The organism is Salmonella sp. SG203, assembly GCF_013350575.1.
Classification (GTDB): domain Bacteria; phylum Pseudomonadota; class Gammaproteobacteria; order Enterobacterales; family Enterobacteriaceae; genus Salmonella; species Salmonella enterica.
In genome coordinates this window covers 19,411-33,171 of sequence record NZ_SNMT01000032.1, presented here as the reverse complement: position 1 = coordinate 33,171, position 13,761 = coordinate 19,411, and the positions used below count along the sequence as shown (strand labels likewise).

The following is a 13,761-nucleotide window of genomic DNA, read 5'->3' as shown; positions in this document are numbered from 1 at the left end:
GTGTATGCGCCGGTCGCTTATTCACGGGCTATGAACCCCTGGAGGTATCAGGCTGCATACACCTTGCCAAATCTAACCATGGATATTTTAAACAAATTTTAAGATACAAGGAGGCAGTGGAATCATGCAAATCTGTAATGACGTGGAAAAGAGCGATTGAGTCCGGACAAGACTCCGTACGGGTCGTTTTTGGTACGAAAGGAGGACGGCCCCGTAATACCGTTATTGTGAACAGAGATGCTGTACGACGTGCAATAAACTATGCTGAGAGTGTAATGAAGGAAAATAATGGTAAACTGATTGACCGTCCGGATATCAGAAAAGCGCTCGATACCTACCGTTATCACGTCCGTCGCGCTGGACTGACTGGAGAAAAAGCGCCTCACAGTATGCGCTATCATTTTTCTCAGGAGGCAAGGGCATTTTATGAGAATAAAGGATATTCTGAACGTGAGATATATGCACAGGTGTCAATGGATTTGGGGCACGGAGACGGAAGGGGAAGATATGTGAAGCAGGTTTATTTCAGGAGCGATCATGATGAATAATATCTTTTCAACAGGGTGTGTTACAGCTTAGTATACATGGAAATGCTGGGGTTTATTCTGGGGGAAAGTTCGGAATCAGACAGGGGTGATGACACTGTCTGATATTTTTTTTGTGTGAAAATTCTCTGAATGAACAGGATATCTGTGAAATTGATATGTCGTTATCTTCTGGGGAAGGGATGACGATGTCTTTTTATCCATAAAGGTAGAGTTCATATAGTCTGGCGTGCGATGCTGTATGTTAATATACCTGAAATGAGCAGTGAGTTGAGGTCGTGGAATATAATTCTTGCAGAGCGTTTAATGTCAGTGTAATAGTGAAGAGACGGTTCGGTGATTTATTTGATAAGAGCATGGCTTTAATTATCCGTAAACAATATTACGTACTACATCCGCCGCTGTGCTCATAGGAGAATACAGTGACGGTTTTTTGGGGCATGAGTGTTTACAAAGCGGGTCATGTACATGTGATTTTTTTAGTTCCGGAACAGGTACTGCCGGACAATGAGCTGACGTTTCCCCTGTTCGCCCCCATGGATCCGTATCCTGTCATCCTGAAATCTGTGACAACAGTTTGCGGGAATAATTTGGAGGCAGCTGCGATTTTTCTGTCGTACAAAAAAACATCATTCTATGTATTGAATTCTTCCCTGCGGTCTGATTAAGATGAGTACGCTAACCCGTTGTCCACGAGACAACAGCCAATGCTTCGTGTGCGAGAGTACACAGTGATCTGAGAGAAGCGCCTTAGGGTGATCACAAGCCAAAGTCATATCGGGTCTGAGACTGACGCCCTCGGGCGACCCAAGCCAATGCTACCGAAGCCTGAAAGGTGGCGTCTTTGGATGGTACGTCTGTTAACCCCTGGAAACAGACATTGCGGCAGGAATTTCTGTTGTAACGGGGGCGTAGTATTACATTACTGAAGCATTGTGACTTCAGGCGCTTTTTGACTCTTACGCCTTTGCAGGGAAACTTTTTTCCTGCAACCAGTGAATGTTTTTTCCGTTTTTTTCCGGAGAAAATCACGCAACTTGCCTCTTTATTGAGCGGAGCCTTATATCGGCTGCTGCCTCATGAAACATGCACGTCGGGTGAATGGATAGCCAGTCACCTCGGGTACCTCAGCGTCTGTGCTGAGATACGCGGATGATTATGGTCTATTCCGGGCCTTTGTCAGCGTGCAGCTTATACCGTCCTGACCATTTCTTATGAACCGGTCATTGACTGCGGCACATCATCAGGACTACCAGATGGCGCATCTGCGTAATATCCGGGAAACAGCCTGACTGTTCATATCACTTACATTGCCTGCGGGAGAAAATACTTCCGTCACGGAATGGTGTTTTCTCCTTTTGATTTCAGATGAAGGAGAAAGCCCATGACTTTTTTGTTTAATGTGATTTTTCGGTTTTTACATATGCTGATGTTGCTGTTGCCGCTACAAAGTGCAGTCAAACCGTGGTTGCGTCAGATGGCGGAAGATGTACTTCTGATGAAGCGCGTGGCCGCCGATGTTCAGCTGGCTGGTGAGGTCTTCAGGCAGAAGTCACGTGGCGCCAGTGGACAAATACCCGGTGCGGACTTGTTTGTTGAGCACACGCTGTTTTATGCCGCACATCGCCTGGGATGGGGGTTTTTTAATGGTCTCCAGTCCCGCTGGCCAGAGTGGATTATTCACCGTCTGGAGTATCGGGGCGCGACTTTAGGACAAGAGTTCTGGTGCGAAGGACGCAGTAGCGGTTTCCGGGACGCTTATGACGAAAGCAAAATGACGCCATCTTCTGAAGAAGTCTGCATAGTTATTGCTGACCGGTGAACCTCAGATAGCCTGTTGGAACCGCCGGCGATTAACAAACCCTGCGGGAAAAATTCCTTCCGGGCAGTTCTGGCATTAAATCATTTGATCATCCGGAGGGATAGCTTCCTCCGGGGGAGTTATCCCTCCGGGCTTTTCGGAGAGATAACATGCTCACGATGATGACACTGAATACCGCAACAGAGGCCTTTTGCTGGTTATGTCTGCTTGAGAGTGAACTGCTGAGTATACGGGCGTTTCAGAATGCTGGTCTTTACCCGCTGTACGATGAGTATGATGAAGAACCGACTTTTGAATGTTCAGTTTATAACAGCGGCATTGCCTGCGGTGAATTTCTGGAAGGTCTGGAGGCGGGTACCATTACGCCCCTGACAGCAGCCGGAAAGGAGCTGCTGGATGCACTGAACCACACAGGGCAGACGTTATGTGCCCCGGTCTGGGAGCAGTCAGTGAAACAGGGATTATATGATGCTCGGGCTAATCGGGCTATTTATGAGGCCGGCGCGGATGGCTGGATATACAGCTGACCGACAACGGATCTGCTGAGACGCATGTTCCGGAAAGGGTATTTCCATTTCTTCAGGCATCGAATGCATCCGACCGGGGGCGTTAACTATCGCATCAGGCTCCCTGCCAGCCCGCAGTTTGATTCAGCAGCGCTGACAATGAGCTTTACATCCTGAAACAACGGTCGGGAGCATAACCGGCCATACGCCGTGAGCAATCACCGGCGATATTTTAACCTGATATTCCGTGCATTCATCTGGTGACAGCACGGAACATCCATGACACGGCGTTACCCTGCCGTGTCATGGCCGGGGTACGCCTGTAATACCGAGGAGTTTCCCGTGAAAAAACAAAGAAAAAGCGCTGCCGGACAGGCGGCGCACGCTGATGTTTACCAGATTGTGACAGACCGTATTATTGCTGCACTTGAACAGGGTACTGCGCCGTGGCGCAGGCCGTGGCGCTGTGTGGACACAGGTGATCCCGGTGGATTACCGTCGAATGCCCTGACCGGTCGCTGCTACAGCGGCGTGAATGTGCTGTTGCTGTGGCTGGCGGCTGAAGAGGGCGGCTACACCAGTGACCGCTGGCTGACGTACCGCCAGGCGCAGGAAGCCGGCGGGCAGGTTCGAAAAGGGGAGAGCTGCAGTCTCGCAGTTATCTACAAAGACTGGACGAAACCCGCTGAGGATGAGCACGGTAACAGGCTGTACGATACCGATGGCCGTCTGCTGACGGAGACGGTGCCCATGTTGCGCCAGTTACATCTCTTTAACGTGGCACAGTGTGACGGATTACCGGAGCACATGCAGCCCCCGCAAGCTGATGACGATACAAAACGGCCGGTGGAGGATTACGCCGTGCTTTCCCCTGAACGTCTGGCCGATGTACAGAGAATGCTGGAGGCTACCGGTGTACAGACGGAAGCACGTTATCAGAACCTGGCGTACTATCGCCCGGCGACGGACACCATCGTCATGCCTCTGACGTCGCAGTTTGACTCAGAGGCTGACTACTGGTCCACGCTGTTACATGAGATGGTGCACAGCACCGGACACCGTAATCGGCTTGACCGGGAAGGTATCACCTCATCGTCCCGAAAACGGGGCGATATGGTGTACGCCTTTGAAGAGTTGATTGCTGAAACCGGCAGCGCGTACCTGTGTACGCAACTGGGGATATACGGCGAGGTACAGCATGAGAGCTATATCGACAGCTGGCTGCGGGTACTACGGTCTGACAAAAAAGCGCTGTTCCGCGCCTGCAGCAGGGCAAGAGAGGCGACGGAATATCTTCTGGCGCCGCTGAGTATCTGTTCAGCGGCATGATTTAACGTTAACCCGTGCGGGGAATCCCGTCGGGGCTCCCGCACACTCAGTGCAGGGAGGATTTTATACATTTCTGCCCGGCGTCCGCCGGGCTGTTATCCACTTTACGGGGCTGTGCCCCGCCAGGGGCAGGCTCCCGTTTTTCCAGACAGGAGGATCATGTCCGGTATTCACCCATTTCCGGCCCGGGGACGACACCGTGGCCGTCACGCCACCCGTACGGATATCTGCGAGGACGTCCGTGCCGGTGATCCACTGACCCCGCAACAGGAAGAGCGTATCCGCCAGCTGGTCCGGGAGGAGTGTTACTTTCGCGACCGTGAAGCGCTGATAAAGCTGACCGCCATGACTCTGCTGCTGAAACTGGCAGGCACTCTCATGCTGGGGCTTCTGTTGCTGGCTTTCCGTTTTCTGTAAGCGGAACTGACTGAGGAGAAAATGATGTATCTGAAAGTCCTGAAATTTCTGGCGAGAAATCTGTGGTATCTGGTCCGCTGGCTGGGACTGGCTTTGTACAACGGACTGTCGGCGCTGTACCGACGAAGACAGTCCAGAATGACTGTGCTGCGGCCGCGAACGGTCTATGCCGGGCGCTGGTTACTGGCAGATGACCCGCAGTTCTGTGGGCGCGCCATTGTGGTGAAACAGGCGGAAAACCTTCGTTCAGGCGTTGAGCTGCTGTATTTCGGTGAGGAAAGCGCTGACCCGTATTTCGGGGAGCGTTACTTTACAGACCACGGCGAGGCCACCCGGTCGGCGGAGCAAATGCTGCTGCGTTTTCTGGGGGGACGTTATCGTCGCCGTCATTCGCGGACATCATCCCCGGCAGTGACGCTGCCGGCTGTGGTGAACGGGGTGAATGACGGTCATGTGTCCGGTCCCGGGAGGGAAGCGGCGTGATGAATGCCTCTGCATTTTTGACGGACCCGCTGCCTGCGGTGGTGATTGGCGACGATGTCTGGCAACAGATGGTGTGTTATTCACCGGATCCGGGCTGTGAAACGGAGCGGCTGCAGCGGCTGATTTATCATGCTGCGAAAGCACTGACGGAAGCCCGGAAGTGCGATAACACCGTAACCTTTGGATACTTCTGTCTGCCGCCGGACGGTAGTCCGGACACGCCACTGTGGCGAAACCTGCAGGTGACACGCGGGGAGGACCGGATAATGGTGTCGCTGGTGCGTTAACCCATCATTTTTATCACTGACCCTGGCGGGGAAACCCGCGAGGGGGACTCCGCCGCTTTTTACAGCAAGGAGTTCTGAATGAGTTCAATGACAACTGAAGTGAAAGCTGCGGCTTCTGTTATCCCGATGGTGGTGACGGAGCCGGTGAAAGAGCCCGAAGTGTTTCAGCGCACCCGCAGTGAGTTTAACCGGTGGCTGCAGGCGCAGTTTGACAACCACTACCACACCATGCGTAACGGGGGATACCGGAGTTTTCTCGCCCGTAATCACCCGGCCGAGCTGGAACGTTACGATGCGGCCTGTGAAGCCATGCGGAGGGAAGAATTTACCCGCTTTGCGGAACTGCAGACGCTGGGGCTGTACCTGCATCTGCAGGTACAGCAGAAGGAGGCGTATTTCCGCCGGGTGCGTAACCGGCTGCTGGCAGCGATGGCGGTGACCGGTGTGGTGACGGGCGTGGTGCTGTACGGGTATTTTCATCCGGAACAGGCGCTGCAGGCCGGCCATGAACTGCTGGCGCTGCCGGGAAAACTGGCAGCACTGGCCGGCAGGCTGCTGAACTGACAATACTGACTGGCGGCTGATATCCGGCCGTTCAGTTCCCGCAGGGAGAGCCTTCCCTGTGGGGAGTGCTCTCCCTTTTTTATTTCCGTAAAGGAGAGCGCGATGCAGAAATACACACCTGATGAGATCGCCCGGTTTGTTGCCGGGCGGCTTCTTGACAACAACGGGACAACCGGTCTTCCCTGGCAGGAACATCCGGCGGCTGTCCCGGAGCATGCCCTGACCGGGCAGTCGTTTACCGGCATTAACGTCCTGCTGTTGTGGCAGGCCGCGAAGCGGTATTCGCTGAACAGCAACCGCTGGTTGACCGGGGATGACCTCCGTCAGGCTGGCGGGACGGTTATACCCGGGCAAAAACCGGTGACGCTGGTGCGCTACCGGCCGGCACTGTCCCTGATGAAGGTGATTAACCTGGCGCAGTGCGAGGGACTCCCCGACGCACTGCAGCCGGGGTGGCCCTTACCTCCGCAGCCGGCGGTGAACCGTGGTGTCATTTCGTCCCTGGTGACCGCCAGCGGGATCCCGGTGGTGTTCCGTGAGGGCACCAGACCGGTATACCGGCCGTTACATGACCGTATAGAACTGCCGACAGTGAACTGTGGTGGTAGTGGCGAAAGCTGCATAACGTACGGGGATGAGATGCTCCGTCTTCTGGTACAGGCCTCCGGTCACCCGCAACGGCTTAACCGGTACGGACTGACGGTCGACGAACGCACTGACAGTGTGTATGAGGCGCTGGTCACGGATATCGGGACGGCGTTCCTTGCCGCCCGTCTGGGGCTGCCGGACAACCGGAGGCCGCAACATGACGGACTGCCAGCCGGTAACAATCTGGCGGCTGACCCCTGGCGGCTGTTCCGCGCCGCAGATGACGCCCGCAGGGCGGCAGAATGGCTTCTGGCCCGAAGACCCGTGATGGGGGAGGTGGACACCTGGCTGAAGATGGCCACGTTTCTTCTGTCTCATCATTACGGCCTGGTGCCGGAAGAAACTTTGCTGACCAGCCCGGCACTGGCGCAACGGCATGTCGACAGCGGTATTACGCCGCTGATGGCCGTCAACGCGCTGGCCCGGATTTACGGGTGGGAAAGAACAGACCTGGTTCAGCAGGCACTGTTTACGGATGAACTCAGTCCGGACAGTGAACTGCTGGCGCTGGTGGAGACCCGGCCTGAACTGCTGTGCTGTCTGCGACAGAGTGAGGAGGTCAGTTCTGCAGCTGGCGTTGCAGTGACCGCAACTTCTGCACTGCCGTTATTGCCGCCACCGGTGGCAGAGGAGGGCGGAGAAGCGGCCAACGATGATGGCCCGGATGAGCCGGACGACAATGTGGTGGCCCTGCCGTGGGCCGCCCGCCGGGGAAAGACGAACCCGCATATACAGGAGTTTGTCAGCGTGTTTAACAGGATAGCCCCGCATGAAAACCGCTGGCAGGTGTTCAGTGATTTTGCACATATGGCGGCGGTCGCGTTGTATAACGCCATACACCGTGACCCGACGGTTGAGGCGGATTACCTGCGCAGGGTTAAACGCTATTCGAAAGAGGATGCTGTACAGATGTCTGGTCTGCTGGCTGCGGTCACTGACGGGCTGGAATTCAGCCCGACAGATTTCCTGGGCCAGTTGCTGATGACGCTGGAGCTGGGAAACCAGTATCTGGGACAGTACTTCACGCCCTACAGCGTGAGCTACATGATGGCCAGAATGAACATGGCGGACAGACTGCCGGAACTGGAGGATGGCAGCAGGGAGTATATTACAGTCTGTGACCCGGCCTGCGGCGCGGGAGGTATGATTGTGGCAACAGCGGAAGCCATGCTGGAAGCGGGTTATAACCCCCAGAAGCAGATGCTTGCTTTCTGCACGGATATTGATCCGCTGGCGGCGATGCTGTGCTACATCCAGCTGACGTTGATGCATATTCCTGCGGTGGTTTCAATCGGTAACAGTCTGACGATGGAGATGACGCGGGAGATGGCGACGCCGGCATACCGGCTGGGTCTCTGGGATCTGAAGCTGCACCGGCAACAGTCTGAACATGAACGCAGGCAACAGGCGGCGTGACACCGGAAGGTAACGCTGTTTTTAACTCACCCGACAGGGGTTTTCCCCTGCGGGGAACTCCTGTCTTTTACCAGGAGGAATAACGAACATGCCGGAGAGTATTTATATCCAGCGGCAGTTTATGACGTTTCTGGGTCTTGAGGTTTATGCGGAGGAAATTTTCTTTCGGGTGGACGACAGGGACACCGATTATGTTAACACCGATATGGTACTGGATCGTGACCGTCTGCTGGCGGTGATGCGCTTCCTGCTCGATGAGGTGACGGAGCAGAACCCGCAACAGCGGGAGAAATGCCGCCATGCCGAGCAGATCCTGACACTGTGGATCCGCGGCCTGGATGCGCTGGCGCAGACAATGAACGAGATGGCGCTTCTGCCCCGGACGGTGTCAGAGTTCAGCGGGCGGGTGGATCGGTTATTACCCGGTGAACCACAGGCGCTGCTGTCCCTGCCGGATGAGGCATTTTTGCGCCTGACTGCACAGGGGCATCTGATGTCCGGTGAGCAGATGAGCCGGCAGAATCTGGAGGCAACCCTGCCGTACTGGGACCGTTTCGTGACCCTGATATCAGCCCGTCTTGCCGCAGCGTGTGACTACTGCCTGCTGCAACTGAGCAGACTGTACCGGAATCTGAACACGGAACCCCGGCAATTAAGGTGCTTTACGCTGCCTTTTGGCCGGCTGGAGCTGCATATGCAGCCGCGGGATATGAGCGGTTGTGAACACATTCTGGAGTATGACGATGCTTCGATCGCGGATTACCTGGAGGAAGTGATGGCCGGCAGACTGACGCCAGTTCGCATGGAGGCCAGAGTGATTTACCGCAATGACGCTGAAGTGTGTGTTTTCCGGAGAAATGCAGACGTTATCGATGTAAGACATCCGCACGTCAGTGACTGGCGGGAGCCGGTCACGGAAGCGCTCGACTGGATACGACGTGAACGTACATCGCTGGTTCAGACGGTAACGCGCAGGCCGGTACTGAAACTGGCGGCCTGACGGCACTGAAACAGCAGTAAACCCGAGCAGGGGAGACTTCCCCTGCGGGAGGCTCCCCTTTTTTATTCTTCAACAGGGGGAGTTTCCCGATGATTTATGACTGGTATATACAGCAGCAGGCAGAAGCGGCATACGGTCTGGCGCTGGACGATGAGGATTTCAGCTGGCAGTTCCGGGGCGTTGCATCTGACCACGTTAACACCTTTATGCTGTTTGAACGTGAAAAAATGCTTGCGGTGATGGAAACCATGCTGGGTTCACTGGAATGTGATGAGGTGACGGTTACCCGCTGCCGGCAGGTACTGACGCTCTGGATAACCGGGCTGGATGCACTGGCCCGTGAACGTAACAGCAGTGAGCTGCTGCCGAGGGTACACCCCCACAGCAGCGGACAGACCGATCAGTTGCTGAGTGGTGATATCCGGCCGCTGCAGCAGTGCAGCGAGGAGGAATATTTTCGCCTGACCGGGCAGACAGATTTGCCGGAAAACCAGCGAATACCGCAGAAGACCTTTAATGCCACGGAGAAATACTGGCAGCGGTTTGAGGCCTGGCTGGGACGCCAGTTGCGGGAGACAACGGAACGCTGCTTCCGGCAACTGAGCCGATTTGTGGAAAACTGTAACTTCGAACCGCGTGTACTCCGGGAGTACAGGGGAGAATACGGGGTCATCAAAGTTGGCGTCATGCCACAGGATATCGGTGCCATAGATGTGCTGGAGTTCGATCCGGATTACATTGTCTCCTGGGTGGATAAAGTGGCGGACGGCGTGTTCACACCGGTGCAGTTTGTGGCGAATGTGTTCTACAGGAACGGCGTGCAGATGGCGTCGTTCCGGGGAGATACGGAGGTGGAGGATATCATCCATCTGACAGCGAAGGACTATGGGGATGTCGTGGGACAGGCGGTTGAGTGGGTGCGGGAACAGTTTGACGAACCCGCAGCAGTCGACCGGCCCATTGCGCAATTACCGCGTCTGGCTGCATAACATGACTGAAAAACATAAAATCTGACGGGGGAGCCCGTCAGATTTTTTTATTGTTCAGCTTTCATCAGCATCGCGGGTAGTTGATTTTTTTCTTCTGCAGGCATTAACCTGTTTACCCCATAAGTTTCCGGGTATGAATATTTTCACTGCCGGATGATTCAGGCCATAACCCCGGTCGGTATACCTTTTATTATTCATCTGGTTCATTTTTCGAACGATCAGGGGCACCATGTGGTGCCCCTTTGTTATATTCAGGCTAAGAAATTTTTTCCCAGACTCAGATGTTAAGTGGTTGTCAGGGAGCAACCGTATAGAAGTACCCTGTGGCTTTGTATGAACCAGCCTTCAAGGCCCGGTAACCGACTCCCAGGTAGACAGTTTCGCCAGCTGTACCACACACAAACCCTGAACCAGAAACGTTATCTGCCAGTCTGGGGGCTGTATCGGTCATCGATAATTGCACGCCTGCTGTATTCCCGGCCCCCACCGCCAGTTCCGGAGTCCATATGCTACCCGAAGTGCATACCCAATTTCCGGCAACCGGAATTACGTCCCAGGCTGCGATTAACCCGGAATTTCCGGCCGCTGGCAATACGACCGGGTGTACTCTCACTGTAGACGCGACGGCAGGTGCAGTAACTGCAGCGTCTGTGGGGTCCGTATTTTGTAGTACTCTTTTGGCTACTGCCGGTTCAGGGTTACCGGCGGTAACAGACGCCGACGCACCGGACACTGCGGTGCCAAGGAGGAGCGCGCAGATAGTTATTATTCGAGGTAATCCACTCATATTGACTATTTCCTTTAAAATCAGACTATCAGACGGGTAGCATCATCCTTCCGGAAGTTACTTACCCACATGTATAAACCATCATTTACGGGACTCCACACTCCGTTCCATGGATTTTTTATGTGTTAATCCCTGATGGCAGGTTTACTCATAAAGCCGCAGACACTCAGGATGGAACTTTGATGAATCCGGCGGCCCCCGGACAGGAGGCGTTCCCGGCCAGCCAAATCCGCGCATGCTCCCATCGATGAAGGTTTGATCAGAATATTGTGCAGAACCGCTGACTGGATGAACTGTACAAACCACACCCGCACAGCGGCCATCGTGTTTGCGTAAAAATGAAAAAATCACCCGTGTGGCGTACATAATCAATCCCCTGATGGTTAATGAAACCGCAGCCTGTGTGATCAAAGCAGACCCGAGCTCGTTTACGGGCTGAATGTTTCCAGATTAACGGCACAACGCCTGCGACATATACAGCCCGGCAGGTCCGGCCTCATCGGATATCTGGATTTCTGCGGCACAGTTCTGAGATTGTCCGTGCCCCCAGAGAACCGTCACCTTCCCCTTATCCGGCATCCCGGTCAGATACACCCGGCCCTTGTTTCCGGTAATGCCCGTACTGTTATCATTCCCTTCCACAGTGACTACAGAACCAAACGGCACCGGCATTCCGTCACTGCGGGTCAGTGTCAGCAACACGCGTTTACCCACCGACGTACTGAAAGCCGCTTTCACCACCGCGCCCTTTGTCGGTACCACCGACACCGTGGATAGTGATACCGCCGTATCATCCGGCAGCGTGGATGGATCCAGACTTATCTCGTTTTTCTGGTACGGTGTCAGGTAACCCAGCGTCGTGTATCCCCGGAAGTCCGTTCTCACTCCCGTCCAGCCTCCCACCGGGGTACCCGATACGCCCGGCGTTTCAACCAGGGCCAGTGTGTCGCCCGATGGCTGACCTGATGTCACACCGTCACGGGTCACAACCAGCGTACTTTTCAGTCCAGCCCCCATCAGCGAGCTGTACCGGCTGTGACTGTAGTTTCCTGTCATTTCTCCGTAAGCCCCGAGGTAATCCAGGTACAGTGCGCTGCTGGTTCTGTCGTCTCCGGCTCCGTCGCGGTAACGCTCACGCACATCCCAGTGCAGGCGGCGTTCCAGCGTGTCGCCGTGCATCCCCAGTTCATGGGATGTGTCACCATGAGTCCGGTTGTTCATCTGATATGTGGCATATACAGGAACCACCGATGACACGCTGCCCAGTGGCAGACTCACATACAGGCTGGTCATTGTGTCATTCGTGGTCCGTCCGTGGCGGTCAGTACTTTGGTTGCGGGACCAGTTCAGGCTCAGATAAGCCCGTCCCCACAGCGGGGTGTTGTATCCCGCGCCCCATGAGCTGTTGCCGCTACGGTCGTTGTGGTATGTCTGTCGGGAGCCGTTCAGACTGAGATAACCCGTGCTGCCCAGCGACTGGCTCAGATACACACTGGTCCGGTTCTTCTGACGCAGGGTATATGAACCGCTCGGGTTATATCTGCATCCGCGGTGACCGTCGCACCAGGTGTTCAGGGTGTCCGCCAGCCCACTGTATCCGTCTGTGGCATATTCCTCGCTGGTTATGTTCAGGGATGTCCCCGTGTTCAGCGCCTTGCTGTAGCGTATTCGCCAGCGCTGACCATTCTGCGAGTCCTGTGAATAATGCTGTGAGTGTGCCTGCGTCATATCCACTGACATTGCGCCCCATGCTCCCAGCATGAGTCCCAGCCCCGCTGAACCAGACTGATAATGATCTGCTGCCTGAAAGCTACCAAAGGCTGTCAGGTTCCACGGCAGGCCGTATATCAGCTCAGCCGACATCACCGGTGTGTGTTTCACATTATCTGATGAGGAACGGTACTGACCGCCAGTTACACTGTACTTCAGGTACCCCTGGCGCAGTGCCACCGCCGGCGTGTTAAAAGGCACAGTGAATTCCTGCAGTGAGCCGTCACTTTCGATCACCCTGACCAGCAGGTCACCGCTGCTGCCGGTGGAGGGCAGGTCAGTGATTTCAAACGGGCCGGCAGGTACGATGGTGGTGCTCATGGTGTAACCGTTCTGTCTGACTTCCACCCGGGCCTGGGTGCGGGCTATACCTCTTACCACAGGCGCAAACTCCCGCTGGTCGTAAGGCACCATACTTTCATCCGAGGCCAGCATTACGCCCCGGAAGGGGATACTGTCAGATACGCTCCCGGGGGTGTAACTCTCCCCGAGCGTCAGCCGGCTTTTCATGGCATTAATTCCACGCTCGGCATACGTGTATGCACTTTGCCACTCGCCCGGCCGGTTGCTGCTTTTCTGCCAGGTGGAGGCGTTGCGTAACCGCCAGGGTCCCAAATTGATGCCCGGCTGCAGGCGAACATAATTCGCATCCGAACGGCCAGACCATGCTCCGTGGTATTCAGTGTGCTGTGTACTCGCATCCCAGCCAAGTATCAGTGCGGGTATTCCGTCGTCCCAAAGTGACTCCGGGGCAATGCCCTTCAGAACCGGCAGCATGGCCTGGGGAGGAAACATCAGAGACAGCTGCTGGCGGTTAAAATCAAAATCTGCCGTGGTCTGCGGGATAAGATTCAGGTCAGTACAGGCGACGTCTGCGGACAGCCCCGGATATTTGCTGACATCCACCCCGTAACGGGTCAGTTGCGCCGTCGTCAGGCAGGGCTGCAGTGAACGCTTTTTCCGGTCACTGGCCAGGAGAAATACCACAGGCACGTCGCTGTCAACGGTATTTTCGTTCACCTTGATGGTGACGTTGTAGGTACCCGGCAGTTGCAGTCCTTCATTAAAGAGAGAAATATCCACATTCTTTTTGCTGTCACCAATCAGCGAGGCATCAAAAGTGTAAGTTCGGGCAGATGCTGGTAATAACGCAGCGCTGATATATAACGCCAGTATGGAATGTTTCACGTCCCTTATT

The 13,761-nt window shown here is 55.0% G+C and carries 13 protein-coding genes; 11 read left to right on the top strand and 2 right to left on the bottom strand.

Annotated features, from left to right (window positions below; all coding sequences use genetic code 11):
• The 11 genes from HV477_RS25305 to HV477_RS25255 all read left to right on the top strand — a co-directional run.
• On the top strand, positions 1 to 548 hold a 548-nt coding region (locus HV477_RS25305; protein ID WP_254621713.1), incomplete at its 5' end, for an integrase domain-containing protein.
• Between the two features lie 1,381 nt (positions 549 to 1,929).
• A complete protein-coding gene (locus tag HV477_RS25300; protein ID WP_023222278.1) occupies positions 1,930 to 2,367 on the top strand; it encodes a hypothetical protein in 438 nt (145 codons plus the stop codon).
• Between the two features lie 149 nt (positions 2,368 to 2,516).
• Positions 2,517 to 2,894, top strand: coding sequence for a hypothetical protein (locus HV477_RS25295; RefSeq protein ID WP_023222277.1), 378 nt, complete (start codon positions 2,517 to 2,519; stop codon positions 2,892 to 2,894).
• Between the two features lie 321 nt (positions 2,895 to 3,215).
• Positions 3,216 to 4,202 carry an ArdC family protein gene (locus HV477_RS25290; RefSeq protein WP_024147693.1) on the top strand — a complete coding sequence of 329 codons (987 nt, stop codon included), beginning with the start codon at positions 3,216 to 3,218 and terminating at the stop codon, positions 4,200 to 4,202.
• A 159-nt stretch (positions 4,203 to 4,361) separates the two neighbouring features.
• Positions 4,362 to 4,619: a hypothetical protein gene (locus tag HV477_RS25285; RefSeq protein WP_023222222.1), complete on the top strand. Its 258-nt coding sequence runs from the start codon at positions 4,362 to 4,364 to the stop codon at positions 4,617 to 4,619.
• Between the two features lie 21 nt (positions 4,620 to 4,640).
• Positions 4,641 to 5,102, top strand: a complete 462-nt coding sequence (locus tag HV477_RS25280) for a hypothetical protein (protein ID WP_024147692.1) — start codon at positions 4,641 to 4,643, stop codon at positions 5,100 to 5,102.
• Positions 5,102 to 5,389 (top strand): hypothetical protein, encoded by a 288-nt coding sequence (locus tag HV477_RS25275; RefSeq protein ID WP_023222273.1) that lies wholly within the window; start codon positions 5,102 to 5,104, stop codon positions 5,387 to 5,389. The genes HV477_RS25280 and HV477_RS25275 overlap by 1 nt, the downstream gene beginning before the upstream one ends.
• A gap of 78 nt (positions 5,390 to 5,467) precedes the next feature.
• On the top strand, positions 5,468 to 5,953 hold the full coding sequence (locus HV477_RS25270) for a hypothetical protein (RefSeq protein WP_070802141.1): 486 nt from the start codon (positions 5,468 to 5,470) through the stop codon (positions 5,951 to 5,953).
• 102 nt (positions 5,954 to 6,055) lie between these two features.
• Complete coding sequence (locus HV477_RS25265; RefSeq protein ID WP_080073745.1) at positions 6,056 to 8,017, top strand: ArdC-like ssDNA-binding domain-containing protein; 1,962 nt, start codon at positions 6,056 to 6,058, stop codon at positions 8,015 to 8,017.
• An 88-nt stretch (positions 8,018 to 8,105) separates the two neighbouring features.
• Positions 8,106 to 9,017 carry a hypothetical protein gene (locus tag HV477_RS25260; protein WP_175065521.1) on the top strand — a complete coding sequence of 304 codons (912 nt, stop codon included), beginning with the start codon at positions 8,106 to 8,108 and terminating at the stop codon, positions 9,015 to 9,017.
• Positions 9,018 to 9,106: 89 nt separating this feature from the next.
• Positions 9,107 to 10,006: a hypothetical protein gene (locus tag HV477_RS25255; RefSeq protein ID WP_175065520.1), complete on the top strand. Its 900-nt coding sequence runs from the start codon at positions 9,107 to 9,109 to the stop codon at positions 10,004 to 10,006.
• Between the two features lie 54 nt (positions 10,007 to 10,060).
• Here HV477_RS25255 and HV477_RS25250 read toward each other — a convergent pair whose 3' ends face one another.
• Both HV477_RS25250 and HV477_RS25245 read right to left on the bottom strand, forming a co-directional pair.
• Positions 10,061 to 10,237 carry a hypothetical protein gene (locus HV477_RS25250; RefSeq protein ID WP_023222332.1) on the bottom strand — a complete coding sequence of 59 codons (177 nt, stop codon included), beginning with the start codon at positions 10,235 to 10,237 and terminating at the stop codon, positions 10,061 to 10,063.
• Positions 10,238 to 11,243: 1,006 nt separating this feature from the next.
• Positions 11,244 to 13,751 (bottom strand): fimbria/pilus outer membrane usher protein, encoded by a 2,508-nt coding sequence (locus tag HV477_RS25245; protein WP_023222330.1) that lies wholly within the window; start codon positions 13,749 to 13,751, stop codon positions 11,244 to 11,246.
• Positions 13,752 to 13,761: the final 10 nt, after the last annotated feature.

Coding starts and splice junctions, on each gene's coding strand:
- HV477_RS25300 (WP_023222278.1), top strand. CDS start 1,930: ATGACTTTTTTGTTTAATGTGATTTTTCGGTTTTTACATATGCTGATG.
- HV477_RS25295 (WP_023222277.1), top strand. CDS start 2,517: ATGCTCACGATGATGACACTGAATACCGCAACAGAGGCCTTTTGCTGG.
- HV477_RS25285 (WP_023222222.1), top strand. CDS start 4,362: ATGTCCGGTATTCACCCATTTCCGGCCCGGGGACGACACCGTGGCCGT.
- HV477_RS25280 (WP_024147692.1), top strand. CDS start 4,641: ATGATGTATCTGAAAGTCCTGAAATTTCTGGCGAGAAATCTGTGGTAT.
- HV477_RS25275 (WP_023222273.1), top strand. CDS start 5,102: ATGAATGCCTCTGCATTTTTGACGGACCCGCTGCCTGCGGTGGTGATT.
- HV477_RS25270 (WP_070802141.1), top strand. CDS start 5,468: ATGAGTTCAATGACAACTGAAGTGAAAGCTGCGGCTTCTGTTATCCCG.
- HV477_RS25265 (WP_080073745.1), top strand. CDS start 6,056: ATGCAGAAATACACACCTGATGAGATCGCCCGGTTTGTTGCCGGGCGG.
- HV477_RS25260 (WP_175065521.1), top strand. CDS start 8,106: ATGCCGGAGAGTATTTATATCCAGCGGCAGTTTATGACGTTTCTGGGT.
- HV477_RS25255 (WP_175065520.1), top strand. CDS start 9,107: ATGATTTATGACTGGTATATACAGCAGCAGGCAGAAGCGGCATACGGT.
- HV477_RS25250 (WP_023222332.1), bottom strand. CDS start 10,237: ATGGTGCCCCTGATCGTTCGAAAAATGAACCAGATGAATAATAAAAGG.